The sequence below is a fragment of the Pseudomonas sp. genome (genome assembly GCF_030698175.1).
Classification (GTDB): domain Bacteria; phylum Pseudomonadota; class Gammaproteobacteria; order Pseudomonadales; family Pseudomonadaceae; genus Aquipseudomonas.
In genome coordinates this window covers 126,572-149,534 of sequence record NZ_JAUYNT010000028.1, presented here as the reverse complement: position 1 = coordinate 149,534, position 22,963 = coordinate 126,572, and the positions used below count along the sequence as shown (strand labels likewise).

Genomic DNA, 22,963 nt, shown 5'->3' with positions numbered 1-22,963 from the left:
ATGCCCCGTTTAACCGACCTCAGCATCAGCGCCCGTCTGCTGCTGCTCTCTAGTGTGGTGGCGTTGCTGCTAGCCACCATGCTGTTCTACTTGACCAGTGTGATCGGCGCCAACAACACACGCGTGGCCGCGCAGCAGCAGGCCGTGCACGCACAAGTGGAAGAGCTGGGCCGCTGGCAGCTAGCCGACAGCACTCTGGGCGAGTTCGCCACCATGCGCTTCTGGCTGTACGACCTGCAAGTCAGCTGGTTGAACGAATCGGAGAGCGCGGCTAACGAAGCCCATCAGCGCCTCAAGACGCGGCTGGACGAACTAAAAAAGCACGGTATGGACGTCGGCCCAATGCCCGCCGAGGTCGATGAGTTTCGCCACAAGATGTTGCTGGCGGTGGATGCCTACGTCGACAACAACCGGGTGTTGGGCAACGCAACGGTAGCCGAGGCGCGCAAGATTGCCACCACAGTCGGCGCCCGTCTGACCGCCCTGCAAGAACAACAGACCAGCAGCGCAATGCACCAGGCGGAAGAAGTCGCCGCGGCGGCCAAGACCATGCAAGCCAGCAACGCCGAACTGTTCACCTTGGCGTGGTGGGTACTGGCGGTGGTGGTGGTGGTGCTCGGCATCTTCTACCTGCTGTTGGTGCGCTCCATCTCGCGGCCGATGCGCGATCTGGAACACGGCATCGCCGAGATCGAACGTAACTCCGACCTCTCCCATCAAGTGCCGGTGCTCAGTGCCGACGAGATCGGGCTAACCGCCAGCGCCATCAACCGCATGCTGGAGAAATTTCGCGGCATCATTCAGGAGGTCGACAGCATCGCCGGGCTGGTCGCGGGCAAGGTCAACAATACCCGGCAAAGCATGCTCAGCACCCACCATGGCATCCAGGCGCAGCAACAGGAAACCGACCAGGTGTCCTGCGCAGTGACCCAGATGAGCCATACCATTCAGGACGTCGCGAAGAACGCCGAACGGGCCTCGGAAGCGGCGCACCAGGCCAATCGCAACACCGAAAAAGGCAACCAGGTGGTGGCCGCCAATGTCAATGCCATGAATGCCCTGGCCCAGGAGGTGCATGCGGCGGCCGACGTGGTACGCCGGGTGGCCCAGGACAGCGCGCAGATCGGCCGGGTGGTGGAGGTGATTCAGAGCATTTCGGATCAGACCAACCTGCTCGCGCTAAACGCCGCCATCGAGGCCGCGCGCGCCGGCGAAGCCGGGCGAGGCTTTGCCGTGGTGGCCGACGAAGTACGCACCCTGGCCCAGCGCACCCGGGAGTCGACCCAGGAAATCAATGCCATGATCGAGCACTTGCAGCAAGGCGTCAGCCAAGCGGAGCTGGTGATGGCCGAGGGCGTCAACAAGGCGCAGAGCGCGGTCGAGCAAGTGCAGTCGGCAGGCAAGGAACTGGCCGAAATCAGCCATTCAGTGCGCAGTATCGAAGATCTCAATGTGCAGATCGCCAGCGCCGCCGAACAGCAAAGCGTGGTCACCAGTAGCATTGCCCAGAGCGTGGTGCATATCCGCGATGTCACCATCACCAATGCTGACACGGCCAATGCGGCGATGACCGCCTGCAATGAACTGGAAAGCCTGACTCTGCGCTTGCAAGCACAGGTCAGGCAGTTTCGACTTTGAGGGTCACAGGCCCGGCGTTGCTGCAGCGGCATAGCCTGTCGCAGTTCGCGCAGCTCAGGCGTCGCTGGGTTTTTTATGGTCTGCCATCCCTGGCGGCCACCCTGCGGGCCGTCGCTGCGCGACGTTAAAAATGACTCCCGGTCATTTTTTCAGTTTGGGATTGGGGAAGAACTGCACCGCCTGCACCTGGGGGTCGGTCGGCTTTTTCACTTCGCTGACGGTGACCCGGGTGCCCAGTTCTTTCGGGATCGATTGCCCCTGTTCATTCAAGGTGTCGGCGTAGCCGCAAGCCACACACTCACGGTTCGGCACGCCGTCAACGTCCCACATCTGCACCTTATCCAGCTCGCTGCAGGCCGGGCACACGGCGCCGGCGATAAAGCGTTTCTTGCTGATTTTTACCGGTTTGTCGTTGGGGGCGTCGTTCATGCCGCCTCCGCGCTTAGGCCACAATGGCGCAGCAGGGCGTCGATGCTCGGCTCGCGACCACGGAAGGCCACGAATAAAGCCATCGGCTCTTGCGAACCGCCCCGGGCCAGAATCGCCTCACGAAAGGCCCGGCCGGTTGCAGGATTGAGCACACCGTCTTCCTCGAACTTGGAGAAGGCATCGGCCGACAACACTTCCGCCCATTTGTAGCTGTAGTAACCGGCCGCGTAACCACCGGCAAAAATGTGCGCGAAGCTGTTGGCGAAACGGTTGTAGGCCGGCGGGCGCATGACCGACACCTCGGCGCGGATCGCCTCCAGCACTTCCAGCACGCTGCGGCCGTCGCCGTGGCTGGCGTGCAGTTCGAAGTCAAACAGCGACAGTTCGACCTGGCGCACCAGCTGCATGCCGGACTGAAAGTTCTTCGCCGCCAGCATCTTATCCAGCAGGTCTTGCGGCAGTGGCTCGCCCGTGTCGAAATGCCCGGAGATCAGCGCCAGGCCTTGGGGTTCCCAACACCAGTTCTCCATAAACTGGCTCGGCAGCTCGACCGCATCCCAGGCCACGCCGTTGATGCCGGAGGCACCGGCCTGCTCGACGCGAGTCAGCAGATGATGCAGGCCGTGGCCGAACTCGTGGAACAGGGTGGTGACTTCATCATGGGTCAGCAACGCCGGCTGACCGTTGACGGCCGGGGTGAAGTTACACACCAGATTGGCCACCGGACTGATCAGCTCGCCGTTGGCGGCGCGGCGTTGATCGCGGGCGCCGTCCATCCAGGCGCCACCGCGTTTATTGGCACGCGCGTAGAGGTCGAAGAAGAAGCGCCCAACTGGGCGGCCCTGCTCGCTAATCTGGAACAGACGCACGTCCGGGTGCCAGCTGTCGAAACCCGAAAGTTCCTGAATCTCGATGCCGTACAGCTGCTGCACTATGGCAAACAGGCCCGTCAGCACCTTGTCGATCGGGAACCAGGCGCGCACCTGTTCCTGGGACAGGCTGTAACGCTGCTGGCGCATCTTTTCGGCGTAGTAGCCGGCGTCCCAGCTTTGCAACTCGGCGCAGCCAAGCTCGGCGGCAAAAGCTTGTAGTTCAGCCAGATCGTGCACGGCGAACGGCTTGCCGCGCTGACCGAGATCGCGCAAGAAGCTCAGCACCTGGGCGTTGTTGTCGGCCATTTTGCTGGCCAGTGACAACTCGCCATAGTCATTAAAGCCCAGCAGCTGTGCCAACTCTTGACGCAGGTCGAGAATCTCGACCATCAGCGGGCCGTTATCAAACTGGCCGGCGTTCGGGCCTTGTTCCGAGGCGCGGGTACAGTAGGCGGCGTACAGCTCTTCGCGCAGCTCACGGTCGTCGGCGTAGGTCATTACCGCGTAATAGCTGGGGAACTCCAGGCTAATCAGCCAACCGTCGAGCTCTTTGGCCTGGGCGGTTTGAGCCATTTGCGCCTTGGCCGAATCGGGCAGACCAGCCAAAGCCGTCTCGGCGCTGATGTGCTTAGTCCAGGCCTGGGTGGCATCCAGCAGTTGGTTGGAGAATTTGCTGGTCAGCTCCGACAGCTTCATCTGGATAGCGCCGTAGCGTTGCTGCTCGGCTGGCGGCAAGTCGATGCCGGATAAGCGGAAATCGCGCAGGGCGTGTTTCAGTATGGTGCTTTGCGCCAGCTCAAAGTCGGCGGCGGCCGGGCTGTTGGCCAACGCTTGATAGGCCTCGAACAGTGGCTTGTTCTGGCCGATTTCAGTCCAGTATTGCGACAGCTTCGGCAGACAGGCCTCGTAGGCCGCACGCAACTCGGGGCTGTTGCACACCGCATTCAAATGGCTGACCGGACTCCAGGCCCGGCCTAGGCGCGCGCCCAACTCATCCAGCGCCAGCACCAAACCATCCCAGGTCGGGATGCCGGATTGTTTGGCCAATAACTCGGCCAGCGCCGCACGGCTGTCTGCGAGTATCACATCAATGGCCGGCTCCACATGCTCAGGGCGGATGCTGGAGTAGGGCGGCAGGTCGAAGTGTTGCAGAAGCGGATTACTGGCGGTCACGGCAGACACCTGTAGGCTGATTGAGGGCGGTTTTCGCACCTATATGCCTGCCATCTTAAATTACAATCAGCGCAAACCGCAGCTTAAGAGGCTTCTAACGTGGCGATTCGAACGTATCAAGGCATGACCGCGCAGCTCGGCGCCCGGGTGTTTGTCGACCCCTCGGCCGTGGTGCTCGGCGACGTGGCGCTGGGCGATGACAGCTCAGTGTGGCCGCAGGCGGTGATTCGCGGCGACATGCACAGCATCCGCATCGGCGCGCGAACCAGCGTGCAAGACGGCTGCGTGCTGCACATCACCCACGCCGGGCCGTTCAATCCAGAGGGCTTCCCGTTGCTGATCGGCGACGACGTGACCATCGGCCACCAAGCCCTGCTACACGGTTGCACGGTCGGCAATCGCGTGCTGATCGGCATGGCCTGCATCGTCATGGATGGCGCGGTAATTGAGGACCAGGTAGTGCTCGGCGCCGGCAGCCTGGTGCCGCCGGGCAAGCGCCTGGCCAGCGGCTACCTGTATGTGGGTCGGCCCGCGCAGCCAGTGCGCGCGCTAAGCGCTAAAGAACAAGCCTATTTCAGCTACAGCGCCGCCAACTACGTAAAACTCAAGGACCTGCATCTGGCCGAGGATTATCAGTAGCTAGTTGTTCTTCTGGTAAACGATCTTCTTGCTGCCATAGGCGCAACTGCCGACCACCATGCCCGGGTCGGTGGCCTCGGCGTTGGCGACTATCTCCAGGGTGTAACTGCTGACCCCGGCGGCCTGGATTTTTATTTCGATCTCGCGCTTCAACTGCTCGCAGTCTTTGGGCGCGGCCAGCAGCGGGGGGCTGAACAACATCAGGGCTAAAACGCTTAGGCGTAGGTGCATAAAAACTCCGTAAAAGGATCAATCCAGTCGGTGCCAGTGTAACGCCAGCAGCTTGGACGTTGCCGCTTCCTCGGCAGCGTGCGCGGCAGGTTAAGTAAAGCTCGCCAAGATTAGCTGACTGGGCAAGCAGCAATATTCAACTACGCTTGCACAACGGCGGTCTCGGCAACCGCTGGATACGCGCAGCGCCGCGCCGCTCCCCTTCACTATGGCCTGCGCGAAGGAAGCAAGATGTCAGGTATCGATCTGTGGGATGACGACATTGCATGTGACAGCGCCCCCACCGAGGCGCCTCCTCTGGCCATCTGCCTGATCGCCGCCAGCGAGCAACAAGCCTTCTGGCGCGATGGACTGCAACAGCACGGCATTCATATTTGCCCGCCAGAAAGCGGTGACTGCCAGCTGATTCTGGTCGATGAGCGTTGCCCTGATTACCTGCAACAATTGGCACAGCTGCCCAACGCCGAAGAGCAGCGTCGCCCGCCGGTGTTCTTTTTAGTCAATAACGGCGCCGAGCCAGACTGTATGCGGGCGTTTTCTGCCGGTGCCGACGACTATGTGCACCTGCCCATTAGCCCCGAAGCCCTGGCCGCCCGACTCAAGCGGGCCCAGGTGCAATTGCACGACAGCGTCAATATCCGCCAGCAGCTCAGCGAATCATCCACCATCGTCTTCCAGTCGATGAGCATGAATGCCGAACTGGGGCGCATCCTGCAATTTATGGAAGCCAGCTTCACCTGCCAAGAGTTCGGCACGCTGGCCGACTTGACCCTGAAAATGCTTAATGAGCTGGGCCTTAACGCCAGTCTGGGAATTTTCCACAACCGTGGCCTGGAATACTTTTGCGACGATGGCATCAAACGCCCCATCGAGCAGGAGGTGATCGAAAACTCCCGTCATCTGGGGCGGATTTCTGATTTCGGCGCGCGGACCATTCTTAATTACCCGCACTTTGGCCTGCTGATCCGCAATATGCCGCTCGAAGATCCATTGCGTTACGGCATTCTCAAGGATCACATCTGCTACCTGGGCAATGCTCTGGATGCCCGCTGCCAAGCCATGATCACCGAGCGCTATGCCAAGGAACGCACGGTACGCATTCAGGCCACCGCCGCGGTACTGCAACAGATGATCGCCGAGATGGAGCAGGCCAAGCTGGAGGTTACCCGCACCAGCACCGCCGAGCTGCAAGGCATGCTCGACAACCTGCAATTCGGCTTTTCTAACCTGAGCCTGACCGGCACCGAAGAAAACATCCTGGTCAATCTGCTCACCGAGTCCAGCGACCGTATTCATGCCTTATTTAGAAGCGCCGCCGAGCAAGATCAGCTGTTTCAAGCCTTGCTTAGTGGCGTGGCCAAGACCCTTGAACGCTAAGGCTTGGATTGCAACACCTGCAACGCCGCCGTGCGCTCAAGCGATGGCAATTCGGCCAGTTGCTCGACGCGCTCGTAGAAGTGCGCCCAGTCGCCACCACAGCGCTTAAATAACGCGGCAAAAGCCGGCACCCACCGCTCATACAAGCCAAACGGTAACAGCCTGGCGTTGTTGAGCGGGGCGCTCATCCAGCCATCATAGCGACCCTGGCCGCCCCACTGCTCGGCGCGCAACTGCCGGTAATTGGCCCGTAAGCGGGCAAACTCCGCCTGCTTGCCGGCCCGTAACGCCGCCACCGGCAAGTCACTGGCATACAGCGCCGCCAGCCGCTCACGGGAGGCCAGCAGCAGGGCAATAAATTGCTCACGCTGACGCCGATCCGTCACCTCCAGCTCCGCCTCGCCACGGCTGGCCAACCACTCTCGCAGCCCCTGTTGCTCGACAAAGCTGGCGAAGGATTCGTTAAAACTGCTGTCATCGCTGACATACAGCCGTTGGTGCGCCAGCTCATGGAAAATCAACCCGGCCAAGCGCTGATCATTCCACTGCAACATGCTGCTGAGCAGCGGATCATCGAACCAGCCCAGGGTTGAATAGGCTTCCACCCCCGCCACATAGGTATCCAAACCCTGCTGTTTAAGCTGGGCCGCGACCGCCTGGGCATCCTCAACTTGGTAATAACCGCGATAGGCCACGCAGCCGGCAATCGGAAAGCAGGAGGTCTGCGCCGCCAAGGAAAACTCCTCGGTGGCGAACAGATTCCACAGCACAAAGGGCCGCTGAATATCGGCATACAGGCGATAGCTAGGGTTGTCCGGCAGCTTTAACTGGGCACTGGCAAAAGTCCGCGCCTGCAGGGCTAGCGCCAGGCGTTGCTGTAACGGCGGCGGAGTGGCCGGGTCAGCCAACAGCTGGCTAATCGGCTGGCGCGCCTGCAGTAATTCAAATTGACCGACGGCCAGCTGGCGGTAGTAATTAAGGTTCGAGCAGCCGCCCAGCAGCCAAGTCAACGCCAGCAGCACGAGCCATCGATAATAAAATTCAGCCGGGATTGCCATAGGTCGCAGGCTAACCCAAGCCAACAAGCGTGCGGTAGGCTTAAAGCAAGCCCTGAACGTGGGAGAAGCCCATGCCTCGCACATTGCTGGTTGCCTGCCTGCTACTGGCGGCCTGCGCCGGCCCCTTGCCCGCGCCTGATACCCAGCATGCCTGGGTCGATGTTTACACCACGCCCGGTAATTCGCTGCTGGCCGAGCGCCTGGACAACCTGCCAGTCAAGGATGGCCGCTACTACCAACTGACGCCGGGCCCACACCAGCTGCAGCTACGCCTGCAATTTGAGCTTCCGGGCGGCAATGACCTGGACCACTGGGGCGACGGCAGTCTGCGTACCTGCCTGTTCAACCTTGACTACGCCAACTTCCAGGCCGGGCAGCACTACCGGGTCAGCGCCGGCCAACAAGGCTACCGCGGCTGGGTACGGCTGTATGACGCCCAGCGCCGGCTGCTGGTCCGCGGCCGGCAGCTACGCTGCGGAGCGCTCTAACTGGTGCAAGGAAATTGATCCAACGCAGACTAATACCCCCTGCCTAGGTTGCACTCGCCACAGGCAGTACAGTATCGGCTCACCGGCGCCAAACGGCGGACTGTTTGCTCCTCCTGAGCCCAACTGACGCCCGACGATTCGGCCTGCAACACCTAACTGCAACCGAACCTTTCTGCCCCTGCATAAAAGGATTACCCATGCCTGCAACCCGACTGAGCCTGACACTGGCCCTAGCCCTGGCGCTGATTTCACCAGCGCTGCTGGCCGGCTTCGACGAGGCCGCCGCCGCTTTGGCCGCGGGCAACTATGCCCAGGCCCAGGCGGAACTGGGTCCGTTGCTTGAGAAGAGCGACCCGCGTGCCCAGTACTCCATGGGGGTGCTCTACGAGAATGGTTTTGGCGTGACCAAGGATTTACCCCTGGCGGCGGCCTGGTACCTGAAAGCCGCTGATCAGGGCGATATCGATGCATTGAACAATCTCGGGGCGCTCTATCAGAACGGTCGGGGAGTCGCGCAGGACAAGGTGCTGGCCATGGCCCTGTACAACCTCTCGGTGGCCTATGCCGGCAAGGCCCTGGTCCCGGCGGTGGGGAACCGTCAGGATCTGGCCAACCAGATGCCGCTGGAGGAGGTGAAGAAATCTCTGACCCTCACCCAAGAGCTGTTCAAGCCGGACAACATTAAGGCGGGATTGGAGGCTTATCTGCGCCAGCAGGGCCACTGACGAACGAGTCAGCAGCGAGCTGCTGTACCGATAAAAAAACCGGGCGAGGCCCGGTTTTAGTGACGCCCGGCAAAGCGGACGCGGTCATGCATCAATTGCGCTGGTAGACGACTTCCTTGCTACCGGCCTCGCAACTGCCAACCACCTGCTTATCGCCGCCACTGCCCTTGGCGACGATTTCCAGACTGTAGGACTTGACGTCTTTAGCCTGCAGTTTGGCCTCAATTTGCGCCTGTAAATCGGCACACGGCAGCGGCGCGGCCATTAACCCGCCAGCCAAGGAAAATAGGCCCAGACCCAAAATCAATTTCTTCATCATTAACGCTCCTTCGTTGTGAATAAGGCCATAACTTCGGCGAGCCCGAGCATAAAACCTAAGCATGACAAACGAAACCATTAAAACGCTAACTATCACCAAGCCGAAAACCAACCTTAAGCGTGACCTGATAATGGCCAACCTTGCCGTTGGCGATATGGCCACGGGTTTCGGTCACCTCAAACCAGTCCATGTTGCGCACCGACTTGGCGCACTCGGCCAGGGCGTTGTTGATCGCGTCCTCAATGCTGACGGCAGAAGAACCGACCAGTTCGATCTTCTTGTAGCTGTGATGGGTAGGCATGGCGTTGTCCTCACGGGGGTGTACTTCAACGCTAGTCAAGCATCCCCCATGCGGCAAGCCGAGAAACCCGACTTAAGGGCTTTCACTTAGGCCCGTACTTGCTCGCGCCGAAGCCACTCGGCCAGTTGTGCCGCGCGTGGGTCAACGGCCCGCGCCGGCACCCACAAGGCCAGCCGGGCCGTGGTTTGAGCAAAGCCCCAGGGCGCAATCAGACGCCCGGCGGCCAGATCGGCGGCCACCAATTGTTGCGGCGCAATGGCCACCCCCAGACCAGCAACTGCGGCTTCCAGCAGGTAATACAGGTGCTCGAAGCCTTGGCCCAAGTTCAGCTCGGCTGGCGCTAAACCATTGCGCTGCGCCCATGCCGGCCACGCTTGTGGACGCGAACTGGTGTGCAACAACGCCTCACATAACAGCGCTACCGGTGGCGCATTGAGCAACGCAGCAGCTCGCGTATACCGCGGGCTGAGCACCGGCCCGATGGCCTCGACAGCCAGCTCATAGACCTGCATATCCGCCGGCCAGGGTGGCTCGGCGAACAGCAGGGTGGCGTCCAGCCCAGGCCGGCGTGGGTCGAGATCGCCCTCACTGCTGGACAGCTGCAAGCGCAACTGCGGCAATTCGCGATTGAGCCGGTCCAGCCGCGGGATAAACCAGCGCGCCAGCAAGCTGCCGGGGCAACCCAGCACGAAGGGCGCATCACTGCTCTGACGCTTGAGTTCAAAGCAGACATCGCGCAGCCGCTCGAAGCTGTCGAAGGCCACATCCCGCAGCCGCACGCCGGCGGCAGTGAGCTTGACCCCACGGCCATCCTTGACGAACAGCACAAGCTCAAGCTGTGTCTCCAGCGCACGGATCTGCCGACTCACCGCGCCATGGGTGACGTGCAGTTCGTCGGCGGCCAAGCTGATGCTTTGCAGCCGTGCCGCTGCCTCGAAGGCACGCAGGGCATTTAATGGCGGGAGTTCGCGGCTCATGGTATCTGTGAGTTTTCCTGACGTATTGCTGCAATCTAATCGCTTTTCAGCGGGCCAGCCAGCGGTAGAATGAGCCCATAGCCAATCCCGACTCCCCATTCCCCATTCCCCATTCCCCATTCCCCACTCCTGGAGCATCCAGATGACCTCATTTCGCAATGGCCCAGATGCCAAAGGCCTGTTCGGCCACTTCGGCGGCCAGTACGTCGCCGAAACCTTGATGCCACTGATCCACGACCTGGCCCGCGAGTACGAAGCGGCCAAGGTTGATCCGGCCTTTATCGAGGAGCTGGCCTACTTTCAGCGCGATTACATCGGCCGGCCCAACCCGCTGTATTTCGCCGAGCGGCTGACCGAGCACTGCGGCGGCGCGAAGATTTACCTCAAGCGCGAAGAGCTCAACCACACCGGCGCGCACAAGATTAACAACTGCATCGGCCAGGTGTTGCTGGCCCGGCGCATGGGCAAAAAACGCATCATCGCCGAGACCGGCGCCGGCATGCATGGCGTGGCCACCGCCACGGTAGCGGCGCGTTTCGGCCTGGAATGCGTGATCTTCATGGGCACTACCGACATTGATCGGCAGCAAGCCAACGTGTTCCGCATGAAGCTGCTGGGCGCCACTGTGATCCCGGTAATCGCCGGCACCGGCACCCTGAAAGACGCGATGAACGAAGCCCTGCGCGATTGGGTGACCAACGTCGACAGCACCTTCTACATGATCGGCACGGTCGCCGGCCCGCACCCGTACCCGGCGATGGTGCGCGACTTCCAGGCCATTATCGGCAAGGAAACCCGCGAGCAATTGTTCGAAAAAGAAGGCCGACTGCCCGACAGCCTGGTCGCCTGCATCGGCGGCGGCTCGAATGCCATGGGCCTGTTTCACCCGTTTCTGGATGACGCCAGCGTGCAGATGATCGGCGTCGAAGCGGCAGGTTTAGGCATCGACACCGGCAAACACGCCGCCAGCCTGAACGGCGGCGTACCGGGCGTATTGCACGGTAACCGCACCTTCTTGCTGCAAGACGACGACGGCCAAATCATCGACGCCCACTCGATTTCCGCCGGCCTCGACTACCCTGGCATCGGCCCGGAACACGCCTGGTTGCATGAGATCGGTCGGGTCGAATACTGCTCGATCAAGGACGACGAAGCGCTGGCCGCCTTCCACCAGTGCTGCCGGCTAGAAGGCATCATCCCGGCCCTGGAAAGCGCCCATGCCCTGGCCGAAGTGTTCAAGCGCGCACCGACCCTACCGAAGGATCACCTGATGGTGGTCAACCTGTCCGGGCGCGGCGACAAAGACATGCAAACCGTTATGCACTACATGGAACAAGATCAGCAGGAGCAACACGCATGAGTCGCCTACAGAGCCGCTTTGCCGAGCTAAAACAGCAGAACCGCGCCGCTTTGGTGACCTTTATCACCAGCGCCGACCCGGACTACGCCACCTCGTTGAGCATCCTCAAAGGCTTGCCAGCGGCCGGCGCCGATGTGATCGAGTTGGGCATGCCGTTCACCGACCCGATGGCCGATGGCCCGGCCATTCAACTGGCCAATATCCGCGCCCTCGCTGCCAAGCAAACCTTGGCCAAGACGCTGCAAATGGTCGCTGAGTTTCGGCAAGAGAACCAAGACACGCCGCTGGTGCTGATGGGCTACTTCAACCCGATTCACTACTACGGCGTGCCGCGTTTTATCGCCGACGCCAAGGCTGCCGGCGTCGATGGTTTGATCGTCGTCGACCTGCCGCCCGAGCATAACGAAGACCTCTGCGACCCGGCGCAAGCGGCTGGCTTGGACTTTATCCGGCTGACCACCCCAACCACCGACGACGCCCGCCTGCCGACCGTTCTCAACGGCAGCTCAGGCTTCGTCTATTACGTGTCGGTGGCCGGCGTGACCGGCGCCGGCGCGGCGACCCTGGAACACGTCGAACAGGCCGTGGCCCGCCTGCGCCGCCACACCGACCTGCCGATCAGCATCGGCTTCGGCATCCGCACCCCGGAACACGCGGCGACCATCGCCCGCCTGGCCGACGGTGTAGTGGTCGGCTCGGCGTTGATCGACCAGATCGCCAACGCCAGCTCACCGCAGCAAGCCATCGACGGCGTGTTGGGCCTGTGCCGGCAACTGGCTGAAGGTGTACGTGGAGCTCGCCTGTAAGGCTGCATCCGCCGCCTAAGCCACACCCGCAAAGCCGCTGCCACCCTCAGGTTGCCGCGGCTTTGTGCTGTCTGGGCTTTTTCAGCAGGCAAGCGGCTATCGATAAACGCAATAAATGGAATCACCACGGCTGATTTTTTTCGCTGGGCGACTACTGCGAGACTTGCTTCAACGCCGGAAACGGCAACCATTGAAGGAAGCCAAACATGCAACGCACTAATCAATTACGCACCCTCAGCCTGTTCGCCATCCTCAGCCTGGGGGGCATTCAAGCCCAAGCCGAGCCTGTTGCAGCGCGCTACCAGCTACCGCAATTGGCGGAAAACGGCAGCGAGCGAGCCCAGGAACGCGCCGACAAGTTGCGCGCCGAGCTGGCGCAAAAACTCGCCGAGAACGGCAGTGAACGCACCCAAGGCCGCAACCACAAACTGATCGAAAAACAACCACAGCAACTGGTGGAAAACGGCAGCGAACGTACCCTTGAGCGGGCGACGCGGGGCAGCAAACTGCGCGACGAGCAGGCGCCAACCGTTGCCGAAGGTGGCAGTGATCGGCTGCTGCTTTGGCACCAACAACGTTCGGCTTAATGACCCGGTGTCAGGTGCCCAAGTGCAATCAGCAAAGCCCCGCAGCGCACTGCGGGGCTTTGCCGTGTCGGGGACCAAGCGGGGCAGAACCTCAGATCGTCAAGCGCTCGGCACGGCGCAGATAAAGACCAATCGCCAAGCCCAGGCAACACAGCGCGATCACGTAATAGGCCGGGCCCAGGGCGCTGAATTTCAGTAAATAGGCCACCACCATCGGGGTTAAGCCACCAAAAATCGCGTAGGCCAGGTTGTAGGAAAACGACAAGCCGCTAAAGCGCACCGCCGCCGGAAACGCCGTCACCAACACCCGTGGAATGGCGCCAATCATGCCGACGCTCAGCCCGGTCAGGGCGTAGAGCGGCAGCAGCCAGTCCGGATGGGCCGCCAGATTGCTGTAGAAACTCCAGGTCAGACCGGCCATCAGCACACTGCCGCACAGCAACACCCGCCCCGCACCGAAGCGATCAGCCAACCAACCGGCGCCAACACAACCGAAGCTCAGGCAGACAATCGCCAGGCTGTTGGCCTGCAGGGTTTGCGCCGGGGCAAAGTCGTAGGCGCTTTGCAGCACGCTGGGGGTCATCAGAATCAACACCACAATCGCCGCCGACAGCACCCAGGTCAGCAGCATCGACAGCACTATGGCGCGGCGATGGTCGCGCAGCACCGCTTTGAGCGGGACTTCGTCGGCCAGGGCGCGGCGCAGTTGCAGTTCGGCAAACACCGGAGTTTCTTCCAGCCAGCGGCGCAAATACACCGAGAACAGGCCAAACACACCGCCGAGCAAAAACGGCAGGCGCCAGGCGAAGTCCAACAGCTCCTGGGCGCTAAAGACCCGGTTAATCAAGGTCGCCACCAGGGAGCCGAGCAGAATGCCGATGGTCAGGCCGCTGGTCAGGGTCCCGCAGGCAAAGCCGATGCGCCGCGCCGGTACGTGTTCGGCGACAAACACCCAGGCGCCCGGCACTTCCCCGCCAATCGCCGCGCCCTGCACGATGCGCAGCAGCAACAGGCAGAGCGGTGCCCAGACGCCAATTTGCGCGTAGGTCGGCAGCAAACCCATCAGCAGGGTCGGCACCGCCATCATGAAAATGCTCAGGGTGAACATCCGCTTACGCCCGAGCAGGTCGCCAAAATGCGCCAGCACAATGCCACCCAAGGGCCGCGCCAGGTAGCCGGCGGCGAAGATGCCGAAGGTCTGTAGTTGGCGCAACCACTCGGGCAAGTCGGCCGGGAAGAACAACTTGCCGACCACCGCGGCGAAAAACACAAAGATGATGAAGTCGTAAAACTCCAGCGCCCCGCCGAGGGCCGACAGCGACAGGGTTTTGTAATCACTGCGGTTCAACGGCCGGGCGACGACCGCTTCAGGGGCTAGCACAGAGGGCATGGACTTCTCACTCAACGAATTCAGACCGGCCCGCACCATAGCAAATTGCTCGCTGCCGACACAGGCTGACACCATTAGTCCGCCGACTGGAGCAAATAAACCACAGCCACATCGTTTCTGCGGGCGCGCCTCGATATACTGGACGGCGACGAAACCTGCGTTAACCGTCGGGTTTTATGCTTATCCGTGCCATTTAATAAAAAATCAGGGGCAGAGGCTCCCAGGCATGCACGAACTCGAACAAGAAGATCCAATCCCACAAGGCGATTTAGCCTTGCAAATCACCGCGTTGCCCCGTGAAACCAACGGTTTCGGCGATATTTTCGGCGGCTGGCTGGTGGCCCAGATGGACCTCGCCGGCACCGCCATGGCCAGCAAAATTGCCGGTGGCCGGGTGGCCACGGTGGCGATTGATCGCATGGCCTTTCTGGTGCCAGTGGCGGTCGGCTCGCAGCTGTCGTTTTACACCCAGGCACTGGAGAGCGGGCGCAGCTCGATTCAGCTGATGATTGAGGTGTGGAGCGATGATCCGACCTCCGGCGACTGGCGCAAGGTCACCGAAGCGGTGCTGGTGTTCGTCGCCATCGACGGCAGTGGTCGTACCCGGCCCTTACCGCCACGGCGTTAAAAAACTAATAGCGCAGGACAGCCTTGATGATCAACAGCAGCGCAGCGCAAATCGACCCCCTGATGCTCGGCGAGCTGCAGTGCTGGCGCATCCGCCACGCCGATGCCGAACTGCTGATCAGCCAACAAGGCGCGCAAGTCTTAAGCTATCAGCGCGGCGAACAGCCACCGTTGATCTGGCTCAGCGAAGACGCCGTCTACCAGCGCGGGCAAAGCGTGCGCGGCGGTGTGCCGGTGTGCTGGCCCTGGTTTGGCGACCTCGGGCGCAACCCGCCGGCCGTTCAGGCCTTGCTGGCCGAACCCAGCGGTGCGCCCTTTCACGGCGGCGTGCGCACCCTCGACTGGCAGTTACTGGCCATTGAACCCGACGCCGAAGGCATCAGCCTGCAGTTCGCCTGCCCGCCGCCCGCCTCTGCCGCCAACTGGCCGGCGGCACTGGAGCTGCAACTGAGCATCCGCCTCGACCAGCGCCTGCGCATCAGCCTGACCAGCCATAACCGTGGCAGCACGCCACTGACCATCAGCCAGGCGCTGCACAGCTACTTTGCCGTCAGCGCTATTGATCAGGTTGAGGTCGAGGGCCTAACCGGTTGCCGCTATATCGAAACTCTGGACGACTGGCAGCCGCGCCAACAGCAGGGCCCGTTGCGCTTTAGCGGCGAGACCGACCGCCTCTATCAAGAGCTGCCGGCGCGCTTGAGCATTCGCGATCCTGGCTGGCAACGGCGCGTCTGCCTGGAGAGCCACGGCTCGCGCTCGGCGGTGCTGTGGAATCCCTGGATCGACAAGGCCGCGCGCCTGAGCAGCTTTGCCGCAGATGCCTGGCAACGGATGCTCTGCATCGAAACCGCCAATGTCTGGGACGACTGCCGCCAACTGGCCCCCGGCGCCAGTCATAGTTTGGGGGTAACGCTCTGGAGCGAGCCGCTGTAAACCCTGCGCGAGTCACGCCAAACTGAGCTAGGTTGATAATAGAGCGCCAGCGAGCTTTATTGCCCGTGCGGCTATGCTTGAAACCACCACTTCTCGCAACGGACTCCCCGGCAATGAACAAGATTGTCTTGATCGTCGATGACAGCCAAGTTTCGCGGATGATGTTCAGCAACCTGATTCTGACAGAAGACCCCAGCTGGCAAATTTTTGAAGCCGCCAATGGCGTCGAGGCGCTGAGCATGGCCCAGCAGTGTCAGCCGAGCCTGATCACCCTGGATATCAACATGCCGCTGATGGATGGTTTCGAAGCCGCCGCCTTGCTGCGCGCGCAGTTCCCCGCCGCCACGCTGGTGCTGATCAGCGCGAATATTCAGGCCTCCAGCCGCACCCGCGCCGAAGCACTGGGCGTGCACTTTCTAGCCAAACCGATTTCCGCCTTGATCGCCCGCCAGACCATCGCACTGTGGGATTCTGAACATGTTTAAGATGAGCCCGCTTGAGCTGGATGCGTTGGGCGAGATTTTCAATATCAGCGTCGGCCATGCCGCTGCGGCGCTCAGCGAGTTGACCCACGAAGTGGTCAGCATGAGTGTGCCGGTGGTGCATATTCTGTCAGCACAAAAAGCCGTCGACCTGCTCGACCCCGAACACAAGCTACGCATCACCAGTGTCAGTCAGCAGTTTAGCGGCAGCTTTTCCGGCAAGGCCTTTTTGATGTTCTCAGGCTCCAGCAGCCTGGAGGTGGTGCGTTTGATGCTCGGCGCGCAGATGCCCCTCGAGCAGCTGACCGCGATGGAACAAGACGCCATGAGCGAAATCGGCAACATCATCCTCAACTCCTGCTTCTCCACCATTGCCTGCATGCTCAATGAAAGCTTCGACTGCGAATTACCACGCTTTCAAATCAGCTCCACCGAGCAACTGCTGGATGCCCAAAACGATCCAGCCCAGGTGCTCTTTGTGCAGATCCAGTTGGCCCTGGAGCAGCGCAATCTTGAGGGTTATGTCGCCTTCGTAATGGGTAACGCCTCACTGCTTAACCTGCATAACGCGGTGACGCGCTTTCTCACTGGAGCCAGCACGGCATGAGCCAAACCTGCAGACTGCTTAGCGCCGTCGTAGGCAAACTGCACACCGGCGTGCTGATTGTCGATGAGCAGCTACGCATTTGCTTTATTAACCAATGGTTACAACGCGTGCTGCACAGCCAATCGCCATGGCGTGCCGAAATCCCTTTGCTGGAATTACTGCCCGAGCTTGAGGGCTCGCGACTGCTACGCGCGATCAACCAAGCGCTGCAAAGCGGCTTGCCCTCAGTACTTTCACCAAGCCTGAATACCCAGCCATTACCGTTGTTCAATGCGCAGCCCAATGGGCTAGACAGCGATGAGCCGCAGCCGCTGGCCCACTCACTGCAAGTTATTCCGCTGCGCCAGGACGGCTTGCACCATTGCCTGATTGCCGTCACTGACCTGAGCTCCAGCATGCGCCGCGAGAGGTTGCTCAAAGCCCAGGCGGAAAAACTCGGCCACCAATCGCTGACCGACGCGCTGACCGGCATCGCCAATCGGCGGCGGATGAACAATCATCTGGAAGAAGAGGTGCGCCGCGCCGCACGCTCATACCGACCGTTGAGTGTGATCTTGCTCGATATCGACCACTTCAAGCTGTTCAACGACCGCTTCGGCCATTTGGCCGGCGACGAGTGCTTGATTCGCATGGCGCTCAGCCTGCAAGCCCGAGTTAGCCGCGCCGGCGACTTGCTGGCCCGTTATGGTGGGGAAGAGTTTTGCGTGATTTTGCCCGACACCGATGGCGAGGCCGCGCAAACTTTTGCCGAGTCGCTACGGTGCAAGGTTGAAAGCTTAAACATCGAGCATCCGGATAACAGCTGCGCGCCGGTGGTGACTATCAGCCTGGGCGTGGCCAGTTGGCTGCCGGGTAATCCAGAAACGCCCATCGGGCTGTTACTCAAAGCCGATAACGCCCTCTACCGGGCCAAGCAACAAGGGCGTAACTGCGCCCTCAGCCATGTCAGCGCGGCCACCGCCAGCGACTAAGTCGCCAGCCTATAGATCGCGCTCTTCCACCAGCCGCACCTGCGCGGCGTCCAACGCATAGGCGGCGTCGGCCAGGTCATTGCTGACCGGCTCAACCTTGAGCGTGCCACTGACCCAGATCGGCGCGTAGATATCGTCCAGCTTAATGCCGTGGGGGTAGCGCACCAGAATCAGCTGATTGGGCGGCGGGGGCGGCACATGGATGCAGGCGCCCGGGTAGGGCACCAGAAAGAACAGGGTGCTCTTGCCCTTGGCGCTGCTTTCTAGCGGCACCGGATAGCCGCCAATCCGGATGTTCTTGCCGTTGAGGGCGGCCACCGTCTTGCTCGAGTACATCACCGCCGGCAGATTTTTATCTTGCTGCTTGAGGCCGCCCTTGTTGCTAAACACACCATCGCCTTCGGCCGTGTCGTGGCTGATTTCCGGCATCTCTTCCAGGGCTTGGCGGTCTTGGGCGGAAAGCAAGCTGAGCCAGTCGGTTTCCGCTAGCTCGGCGCGGGACAGATTGCTGAGCAGCAATAGGGTCAGAAGCAGTAAAGGACGCATAGATGCTCGCCGGTTTTACCCTTGATCGATCAGCGATTCGACTGCGGTGATCTGCCGGTCGAGGGTGGCGCGGTCGGCGCTGCGCAGGGTGGCGTGGCCGACTTTACGGCCGGCCTTGAAGGCCTTGCCGTAGTGGTGCAGGTGGCAATCGTCGATGGCGATAACTTTATCCAGCGCCGGCACGCTGCCGATAAAGTTGAGCATGGCGCTTTCGCCGACCTTCTTGGTCGAGCCCAGCGGCAAACCAGCCACGGCACGCAGGTGGTTCTCGAACTGGCTGCACTCGGAGCCTTCGATGGTCCAGTGCCCGGAGTTGTGCACCCGTGGAGCGATCTCGTTAGCTTTCAGGCCGCCGTCGATTTCAAAAAACTCAAAGGCCAGCACGCCGACGTAATCGAGTTGCTTGAGCACCCGGCCGGCGTAGTCTTCGGCGAGCTTTTGCAGCGGATGCTGACTGCTGGCAATCGACAGACGCAAAATCCCCTGCTCGTGGCTGTTGTGCACCAACGGATAGAAACGGGTTTCGCCATCGCGGCCGCGCACGGCAATCAGCGACACTTCGCCGTTGAACGGCACAAAGCCTTCCAGCAAGCAGGGCACGCTGCCCAGCTCGGCAAAGGTGCCAGTGACATCGGCGACAGTGCGCAGGACTTTTTGGCCCTTGCCGTCGTAACCGAGGGTGCGGGTTTTCAACACCGCCGGCAGGCCAATAGTGGCAACTGCGGCGTCCAAGTCGGCTTGCGACTGGATGTCGGCAAATTCCGGTGTGGGAATGCCCAGATCCTTGAACATGGACTTCTCGAACCAACGGTCACGGGCAATCCGCAAGGCTTCGGCACTCGGATACACCGGCACAAATTGCGAGAGAAAAGCCACGGTCTCGGCCGGCACGCTCTCGAACTCGAAGGTGACCAGATCGACCTCATCGGCCAACTGACGCAGGTGATCGAGGTCACCGTAATCGGCGCGAATGTGCTCGCCAAGGGCTTGCGCGCAGGCATCCGGCGCCGGATCGAGGAAGGCGAACGTCATGCCCAGCGGTGTACCCGCCAGCGCCAACATGCGACCCAGCTGGCCGCCACCTATTACACCGATTTTCATCTGCTTTAAGCCTCGCGCGGATCGAAGTTTTCCAGCACCGCGTCGGTCTGTTCCTGGCGGAACTTCTTCAGCGCGACGTGGAACTGCGGGTGTTGCAGACCGAGAATACTGGCCGCCAACAGCGCCGCATTGACCGCGCCGGCTTTGCCGATGGCCAGGGTGGCAACCGGAATCCCGGCCGGCATCTGCACGATCGACAGCAAGGAGTCGACGCCCGACAACACCGCCGACTGTACCGGCACGCCGAGCACCGGCAAGTGGGTCTTGGCCGCACACATACCCGGTAAATGCGCGGCGCCACCGGCGCCCGCGATAATCACTTGCAGGCCACGGGCTTCGGCTTCTTCAGCGTACTGAAAGAGCAAGTCTGGGGTGCGATGGGCCGACACCACCTTGACTTCATACGCAATGCCGAGCTGGTCGAGCATCTGCGCGGTATGGCTGAGAGTGCTCCAATCCGACTTGGAACCCATGATCACGCCAACCAATGCACTCATCGTCTTGCCTCATGCGGTGCGCCGGCTGGCGCGACAAAAACCAACAAGCCACGCAGAGGGCGTGGCTTGTTATGTACAGATCAAACCAGCGCTAGCAGCCTGGCGAAGGTCGCGAAGTATACCGAAAAGCCGCGCCCGGCGCGCCTCTGGGATAACCGCCCGTCAGCCGTGGCCGCGTCAAGGCTCTGGCCGGCGCGTTAGCGCTGCGGCGGAGCAAACACGCAAGGCTGGTTGCGCGGGACAAAATGCAAGTCGGCAAAGCCGGCATGGGCCTGCTCGCCCGTGTTGTCAGTATCGCTGCCCACCGCCAGCAAACTGGCCTGCACCTGCTGGGTGCCGAAGGTCTGCTGGGTATCGGCCAGCACGTCGCGGCGCTCGCTGACCCAGCCACCGGCCGCCGCCGCACCGCTGCGCAGCACCCACATCTGCGCCCGCTCGGTGTAGGCGTTAGGCCGCCGGGTGCCGACGGGATAGCGGTTATCCCAGACATAATTCAGCGCCGCATCCGGCACCTGTGGGCCATACAGGCTACGAGCCAACGCCAGCTTGGCGCGGGTGAGCAGACTCAGTTCGGTGGCGGGCAGGCTAAAGGTCAAATACACCCGCGCGGCATAATCATCGCCGGCCTTGGTCGCCATATCGGCATTACGCAGCGGCGCATCGATCCGCCAGCGCCAGCACAAGATCGGCGTGCGGCTCAGCTCAACCGCCAACGGCCGCGCCAGCAAGGCCATGCTGGCATCGGCACTGGCCTCCAGCGCGACCACACCGTCCCACTCGCGCAGGCGAAATTGCGTCGGCGCGATCTGCGGGTCGAAACGCAGCAACTGCCAAGGCGCCGGTGGCGTGGTCGGGCCGGAAGGGAAGCGCCCGACATCGACCGCCGCCGCGTGCACTAGCGCGGCGCAACTGCACAGGCCGAGCGACGCAAACCACCGACTGGCGCGCAGTTACTTGCCCACTTCAATAAACGGCAGGGTGCCATTGGGCAGCATGGTGGTCGGCAATTTGCCGTCCCAACGCTCAGCCTTGGTCAACTCGATCAGTGCCGGATTGCTGCTCAGGGCCAGGGTCTTGGCCTTGATCGCATCGGCTTCAGCATCCCCGCGCAGGCGCGTGGCTTCGGCATCGGCCTTGGCCTGGGCGACCCGTGAGTCGGCCTCGGCTTGGGCGCGGGTGACCACGATCTGCGCTTCCACTTGCTCGGTGGCGAGCATCTGTTCGCGGGTTTTAACTTCCACTTCGGCCTTCATGCGCAGGGCAATTGAGCGCTCGTAGTCGTCGGAAAAATCGATGTTTTCGATTTGCACGCCGTCAATCACCACCGGCCCGGCGATGGCTTCTTTGATCGCCTTGGTCACGTCATTAACGAACTTGCCGCGGTTCTGCACCGCGCTGACTGCGTTGTATTGACCGAAGACATTCTCCACCTGGGTCGGCACTTGCCGGCTGATCAAGCGCGAAACCAAGCCGTCCAGGTCCTGGTACTGCATATAGACCTTGTCGACCTCGGCCGGCAGCACATGCCAGGACACCGAGACGTTCAGCGTGGCGGTTTGCTGGTCTTTGCTGTAGGCCTGCAAGCCCTGATAGGTGGTGGCATTACTCTGCACCGAGATAAATTTTACCGTCTCGATAAAGGGAATCTTGAACGACAGCCCCGGCTCCACCACCTTCACAATCGCGCCGTTGCGCAGCAGCACGCCGCGCTCGGTTTCATCCACCGTGTACCAAGAGCCCATCAGCGTCACCAGCACCGCCAACAGCACGCCGATGCCGAAGATGGATTTCAGATTAAATTGTTGATTCACCGCGCACATCCTTTTGTGGTTTTAACGTTAAGCGTCAGCATAACGCAGCGGTCGCTGACAGATTGCGACCTAGCGCAACTGCAAACTCTGCGGCAATTGCTCGGCCAGATAATCGAACAGCCGCTTGAGTTCCGGGTGCTGGCGCTGGTCTTCGTGCATCACCACCCAAACCTCTAACTCAAACGCAAATAGCGCGGCCGGCAAGGCCAGCAATTGCGGCTCGCGCTGGGCCAAGGCGGCATGGCATAGCCCTATGCCTAAACCGGCGCGCAAGGCGGCCAGCCGCGCCATGGCGCAATCCGAGCGAAACGCCAAGGCCTGCGCTGGCAACGGGAAACCCTGCGCCTGCCAATGCGCGTGCAGCGCCAGATGGCGGTCGTAGCCGATCAACCGGTGCGCGGCTAACTCGGTGCGGGTTTGCGGCATGCCGTGGCGCTCAAGGTAGTCGCGGTGCGCATACAAGCTGACCTGACTGCTGCCCAAACGCTGAGCCAATAACGCCGCTTGTTGCGGCGCCGCCATGCGCACCGCAAGGTCGGCCTCACGGCGCAACAGGTCCTCATTGTGCTCGGCAATCGACAGCTGTAACTGCACGCCGGGGTGCGCCTGCTGGTAGCGCGCCAGCAGCGGGGTGAGTACCTCGACACCGACCACCTCGGGCACGGTGATGCGCAGCACGCTGTGCTCGCTGCTGTCTTGCACGCCACGTTGCAGCGCGGCCACCGCATTGGCCATGGCCTGCGCCGGCTCGCGCAAACCTAACGCGGCGGCGGTGGGTAACAAACCCTCAGGCGAGCGGGTAAACAGGCTAACGCCGAGTTGCCGCTCCAGCCGGGCGATTTGTCGGCTGACGGTGGACTGGGTGCTGAGCAGCTGGCGCGCCGCCGCCGACAAGCTGCCGCTGTCCAATACCGCGAGAAAATAGCGATAGATATCCCAGTCAATCGTGGCATCCATGGTTTTCTGCATAACCGCTCTGCACCGCCGGACGTTCCCGCCCGCCTTGTGGCTGACTAAA

At 61.5% G+C, this 22,963-nt stretch carries 27 protein-coding genes and 1 pseudogene; 14 read left to right on the top strand and 14 right to left on the bottom strand.

Translation table 11 applies throughout. From position 1 onward, the window contains the following. Positions 1-777, top strand: a pseudogene (locus tag Q8R10_RS20925) (HAMP domain-containing protein); the annotation flags it as partial. After that, positions 775-1,638 carry a methyl-accepting chemotaxis protein gene (locus Q8R10_RS20920; protein ID WP_371133358.1) on the top strand — a complete coding sequence of 288 codons (864 nt, stop codon included), beginning with the start codon at positions 775-777 and terminating at the stop codon, positions 1,636-1,638. The pseudogene Q8R10_RS20925 and the gene Q8R10_RS20920, both read left to right, overlap by 3 nt. 141 nt (positions 1,639-1,779) lie before the next feature. On the opposite strand, the gene Q8R10_RS15075 is transcribed toward Q8R10_RS20920, so the two are convergent. Both Q8R10_RS15075 and prlC read right to left on the bottom strand, forming a co-directional pair. Beyond that, on the bottom strand, positions 1,780-2,067 hold the full coding sequence (locus tag Q8R10_RS15075) for a YheV family putative zinc ribbon protein (protein ID WP_305654662.1): 288 nt from the start codon (positions 2,065-2,067) through the stop codon (positions 1,780-1,782). Next, positions 2,064-4,112, bottom strand: a complete 2,049-nt coding sequence (prlC, locus tag Q8R10_RS15070) for an oligopeptidase A (protein WP_305654661.1) — start codon at positions 4,110-4,112, stop codon at positions 2,064-2,066. The genes Q8R10_RS15075 and prlC overlap by 4 nt, the downstream gene beginning before the upstream one ends. A gap of 99 nt (positions 4,113-4,211) precedes the next feature. Between prlC and Q8R10_RS15065 the strand changes: the two genes are divergently transcribed. Then, positions 4,212-4,751, top strand: a complete 540-nt coding sequence (locus Q8R10_RS15065) for a gamma carbonic anhydrase family protein (protein WP_305654660.1) — start codon at positions 4,212-4,214, stop codon at positions 4,749-4,751. Here the strand turns inward: Q8R10_RS15065 and Q8R10_RS15060 are convergent, their stop codons facing one another. Continuing rightward, the gene (locus Q8R10_RS15060) at positions 4,752-4,982 is read right to left on the bottom strand and encodes a DUF1161 domain-containing protein (protein ID WP_305654659.1); all 231 of its coding nucleotides are present in this window, start codon (positions 4,980-4,982) and stop codon (positions 4,752-4,754) included. 231 nt (positions 4,983-5,213) lie between these two features. Between Q8R10_RS15060 and Q8R10_RS15055 the strand changes: the two genes are divergently transcribed. Next, entirely contained in the window at positions 5,214-6,359 is a 1,146-nt protein-coding gene (locus Q8R10_RS15055) for a two-component system response regulator (protein ID WP_305654658.1), read from the top strand. Here the strand turns inward: Q8R10_RS15055 and Q8R10_RS15050 are convergent. Continuing rightward, positions 6,356-7,417, bottom strand: coding sequence for an aminopeptidase (locus Q8R10_RS15050; protein ID WP_305654657.1), 1,062 nt, complete (start codon positions 7,415-7,417; stop codon positions 6,356-6,358). The genes Q8R10_RS15055 and Q8R10_RS15050 overlap by 4 nt on opposite strands. Positions 7,418-7,488: 71 nt before the next feature. Here Q8R10_RS15050 and Q8R10_RS15045 point away from each other — a divergent pair, with 71 nt between their 5' ends. Continuing rightward, a complete protein-coding gene (locus tag Q8R10_RS15045) occupies positions 7,489-7,905 on the top strand; it encodes a hypothetical protein (RefSeq protein WP_305654656.1) in 417 nt (138 codons plus the stop codon). Positions 7,906-8,102: 197 nt separating this feature from the next. Continuing rightward, positions 8,103-8,630 (top strand): tetratricopeptide repeat protein, encoded by a 528-nt coding sequence (locus Q8R10_RS15040; protein ID WP_305654655.1) that lies wholly within the window; start codon positions 8,103-8,105, stop codon positions 8,628-8,630. A gap of 91 nt (positions 8,631-8,721) precedes the next feature. Here Q8R10_RS15040 and Q8R10_RS15035 read toward each other — a convergent pair whose 3' ends face one another. The 3 genes from Q8R10_RS15035 to Q8R10_RS15025 form a co-directional block, all read right to left on the bottom strand. Then, a complete protein-coding gene (locus tag Q8R10_RS15035; RefSeq protein WP_305654654.1) occupies positions 8,722-8,946 on the bottom strand; it encodes a DUF1161 domain-containing protein in 225 nt (74 codons plus the stop codon). 88 nt (positions 8,947-9,034) lie between these two features. Next, positions 9,035-9,250: a dodecin gene (locus Q8R10_RS15030; RefSeq protein WP_305654653.1), complete on the bottom strand. Its 216-nt coding sequence runs from the start codon at positions 9,248-9,250 to the stop codon at positions 9,035-9,037. 86 nt (positions 9,251-9,336) lie between these two features. Further along, positions 9,337-10,227, bottom strand: a complete 891-nt coding sequence (locus Q8R10_RS15025) for a LysR family transcriptional regulator (RefSeq protein ID WP_305654652.1) — start codon at positions 10,225-10,227, stop codon at positions 9,337-9,339. A gap of 142 nt (positions 10,228-10,369) precedes the next feature. Here Q8R10_RS15025 and trpB point away from each other — a divergent pair, with 142 nt between their 5' ends. The 3 genes from trpB (at position 10,370) to Q8R10_RS15010 (ending at position 12,980) form a co-directional block, all read left to right on the top strand. After that, complete coding sequence (gene trpB / locus Q8R10_RS15020; protein WP_305654651.1) at positions 10,370-11,587, top strand: tryptophan synthase subunit beta; 1,218 nt, start codon at positions 10,370-10,372, stop codon at positions 11,585-11,587. Continuing rightward, positions 11,584-12,393, top strand: coding sequence for a tryptophan synthase subunit alpha (trpA, locus tag Q8R10_RS15015; RefSeq protein WP_305654650.1), 810 nt, complete (start codon positions 11,584-11,586; stop codon positions 12,391-12,393). Before trpB ends, trpA begins: the two co-directional genes overlap by 4 nt. 206 nt (positions 12,394-12,599) lie before the next feature. Then, the gene (locus Q8R10_RS15010; protein WP_305654649.1) at positions 12,600-12,980 is read left to right on the top strand and encodes a hypothetical protein; all 381 of its coding nucleotides are present in this window, start codon (positions 12,600-12,602) and stop codon (positions 12,978-12,980) included. A 91-nt stretch (positions 12,981-13,071) separates the two neighbouring features. On the opposite strand, the gene Q8R10_RS15005 is transcribed toward Q8R10_RS15010, so the two are convergent. Continuing rightward, on the bottom strand, positions 13,072-14,370 hold the full coding sequence (locus Q8R10_RS15005; protein WP_305654648.1) for an MFS transporter: 1,299 nt from the start codon (positions 14,368-14,370) through the stop codon (positions 13,072-13,074). 226 nt (positions 14,371-14,596) lie between these two features. Here Q8R10_RS15005 and Q8R10_RS15000 point away from each other — a divergent pair, with 226 nt between their 5' ends. The 5 genes from Q8R10_RS15000 (at position 14,597) to Q8R10_RS14980 (ending at position 17,990) form a co-directional block, all read left to right on the top strand. Further along, entirely contained in the window at positions 14,597-14,998 is a 402-nt protein-coding gene (locus tag Q8R10_RS15000; RefSeq protein WP_305654647.1) for an acyl-CoA thioesterase, read from the top strand. 26 nt (positions 14,999-15,024) lie between these two features. Then, entirely contained in the window at positions 15,025-15,930 is a 906-nt protein-coding gene (locus Q8R10_RS14995; RefSeq protein ID WP_305654646.1) for a D-hexose-6-phosphate mutarotase, read from the top strand. Positions 15,931-16,043: 113 nt separating this feature from the next. After that, positions 16,044-16,415 (top strand): response regulator transcription factor, encoded by a 372-nt coding sequence (locus Q8R10_RS14990; RefSeq protein WP_305654645.1) that lies wholly within the window; start codon positions 16,044-16,046, stop codon positions 16,413-16,415. Continuing rightward, positions 16,408-17,019 (top strand): chemotaxis protein CheX, encoded by a 612-nt coding sequence (locus tag Q8R10_RS14985; RefSeq protein WP_305654644.1) that lies wholly within the window; start codon positions 16,408-16,410, stop codon positions 17,017-17,019. The genes Q8R10_RS14990 and Q8R10_RS14985 overlap by 8 nt, the downstream gene beginning before the upstream one ends. Beyond that, positions 17,016-17,990: a GGDEF domain-containing protein gene (locus tag Q8R10_RS14980; protein WP_305654643.1), complete on the top strand. Its 975-nt coding sequence runs from the start codon at positions 17,016-17,018 to the stop codon at positions 17,988-17,990. The genes Q8R10_RS14985 and Q8R10_RS14980 overlap by 4 nt, the downstream gene beginning before the upstream one ends. A gap of 9 nt (positions 17,991-17,999) precedes the next feature. Here the strand turns inward: Q8R10_RS14980 and Q8R10_RS14975 are convergent, their stop codons facing one another. From Q8R10_RS14975 to Q8R10_RS14950, 6 genes are all read right to left on the bottom strand, one after another. Further along, on the bottom strand, positions 18,000-18,536 hold the full coding sequence (locus tag Q8R10_RS14975; protein ID WP_305654642.1) for a DUF3299 domain-containing protein: 537 nt from the start codon (positions 18,534-18,536) through the stop codon (positions 18,000-18,002). A 15-nt stretch (positions 18,537-18,551) separates the two neighbouring features. Then, positions 18,552-19,637, bottom strand: coding sequence for a 5-(carboxyamino)imidazole ribonucleotide synthase (locus Q8R10_RS14970; RefSeq protein ID WP_305654641.1), 1,086 nt, complete (start codon positions 19,635-19,637; stop codon positions 18,552-18,554). Between the two features lie 5 nt (positions 19,638-19,642). Then, on the bottom strand, positions 19,643-20,134 hold the full coding sequence (purE, locus tag Q8R10_RS14965; protein ID WP_305654640.1) for a 5-(carboxyamino)imidazole ribonucleotide mutase: 492 nt from the start codon (positions 20,132-20,134) through the stop codon (positions 19,643-19,645). A gap of 197 nt (positions 20,135-20,331) precedes the next feature. Continuing rightward, a complete protein-coding gene (locus tag Q8R10_RS14960) occupies positions 20,332-21,030 on the bottom strand; it encodes a DUF3047 domain-containing protein (protein WP_305654639.1) in 699 nt (232 codons plus the stop codon). 54 nt (positions 21,031-21,084) lie between these two features. Next, positions 21,085-21,945 (bottom strand): SPFH domain-containing protein, encoded by an 861-nt coding sequence (locus tag Q8R10_RS14955; protein ID WP_371133354.1) that lies wholly within the window; start codon positions 21,943-21,945, stop codon positions 21,085-21,087. A gap of 69 nt (positions 21,946-22,014) precedes the next feature. Then, positions 22,015-22,902, bottom strand: coding sequence for a LysR family transcriptional regulator (locus tag Q8R10_RS14950; protein ID WP_305654637.1), 888 nt, complete (start codon positions 22,900-22,902; stop codon positions 22,015-22,017). Between the last annotated feature and the right edge of the window lie 61 nt (positions 22,903-22,963).

Bases quoted from the DNA above. Each gene is read 5' to 3' on its own strand.
- Q8R10_RS20920 (WP_371133358.1), top strand. From the start codon at position 775: ATGCTGGAGAAATTTCGCGGCATCATTCAGGAGGTCGACAGCATCGCC.
- Q8R10_RS15075 (WP_305654662.1), bottom strand. From the start codon at position 2,067: ATGAACGACGCCCCCAACGACAAACCGGTAAAAATCAGCAAGAAACGC.
- Q8R10_RS15060 (WP_305654659.1), bottom strand. From the start codon at position 4,982: ATGCACCTACGCCTAAGCGTTTTAGCCCTGATGTTGTTCAGCCCCCCG.
- Q8R10_RS15055 (WP_305654658.1), top strand. From the start codon at position 5,214: ATGTCAGGTATCGATCTGTGGGATGACGACATTGCATGTGACAGCGCC.
- Q8R10_RS15050 (WP_305654657.1), bottom strand. From the start codon at position 7,417: ATGGCAATCCCGGCTGAATTTTATTATCGATGGCTCGTGCTGCTGGCG.
- Q8R10_RS15045 (WP_305654656.1), top strand. From the start codon at position 7,489: ATGCCTCGCACATTGCTGGTTGCCTGCCTGCTACTGGCGGCCTGCGCC.
- Q8R10_RS15040 (WP_305654655.1), top strand. From the start codon at position 8,103: ATGCCTGCAACCCGACTGAGCCTGACACTGGCCCTAGCCCTGGCGCTG.
- Q8R10_RS15035 (WP_305654654.1), bottom strand. From the start codon at position 8,946: ATGAAGAAATTGATTTTGGGTCTGGGCCTATTTTCCTTGGCTGGCGGG.
- Q8R10_RS15030 (WP_305654653.1), bottom strand. From the start codon at position 9,250: ATGCCTACCCATCACAGCTACAAGAAGATCGAACTGGTCGGTTCTTCT.
- Q8R10_RS15025 (WP_305654652.1), bottom strand. From the start codon at position 10,227: ATGAGCCGCGAACTCCCGCCATTAAATGCCCTGCGTGCCTTCGAGGCA.
- trpB (WP_305654651.1), top strand. From the start codon at position 10,370: ATGACCTCATTTCGCAATGGCCCAGATGCCAAAGGCCTGTTCGGCCAC.
- trpA (WP_305654650.1), top strand. From the start codon at position 11,584: ATGAGTCGCCTACAGAGCCGCTTTGCCGAGCTAAAACAGCAGAACCGC.
- Q8R10_RS15010 (WP_305654649.1), top strand. From the start codon at position 12,600: ATGCAACGCACTAATCAATTACGCACCCTCAGCCTGTTCGCCATCCTC.
- Q8R10_RS15005 (WP_305654648.1), bottom strand. From the start codon at position 14,370: ATGCCCTCTGTGCTAGCCCCTGAAGCGGTCGTCGCCCGGCCGTTGAAC.
- Q8R10_RS15000 (WP_305654647.1), top strand. From the start codon at position 14,597: ATGCACGAACTCGAACAAGAAGATCCAATCCCACAAGGCGATTTAGCC.
- Q8R10_RS14995 (WP_305654646.1), top strand. From the start codon at position 15,025: ATGATCAACAGCAGCGCAGCGCAAATCGACCCCCTGATGCTCGGCGAG.
- Q8R10_RS14990 (WP_305654645.1), top strand. From the start codon at position 16,044: ATGAACAAGATTGTCTTGATCGTCGATGACAGCCAAGTTTCGCGGATG.
- Q8R10_RS14985 (WP_305654644.1), top strand. From the start codon at position 16,408: ATGTTTAAGATGAGCCCGCTTGAGCTGGATGCGTTGGGCGAGATTTTC.
- Q8R10_RS14980 (WP_305654643.1), top strand. From the start codon at position 17,016: ATGAGCCAAACCTGCAGACTGCTTAGCGCCGTCGTAGGCAAACTGCAC.
- Q8R10_RS14975 (WP_305654642.1), bottom strand. From the start codon at position 18,536: ATGCGTCCTTTACTGCTTCTGACCCTATTGCTGCTCAGCAATCTGTCC.
- Q8R10_RS14970 (WP_305654641.1), bottom strand. From the start codon at position 19,637: ATGAAAATCGGTGTAATAGGTGGCGGCCAGCTGGGTCGCATGTTGGCG.
- purE (WP_305654640.1), bottom strand. From the start codon at position 20,134: ATGAGTGCATTGGTTGGCGTGATCATGGGTTCCAAGTCGGATTGGAGC.
- Q8R10_RS14950 (WP_305654637.1), bottom strand. From the start codon at position 22,902: ATGGATGCCACGATTGACTGGGATATCTATCGCTATTTTCTCGCGGTA.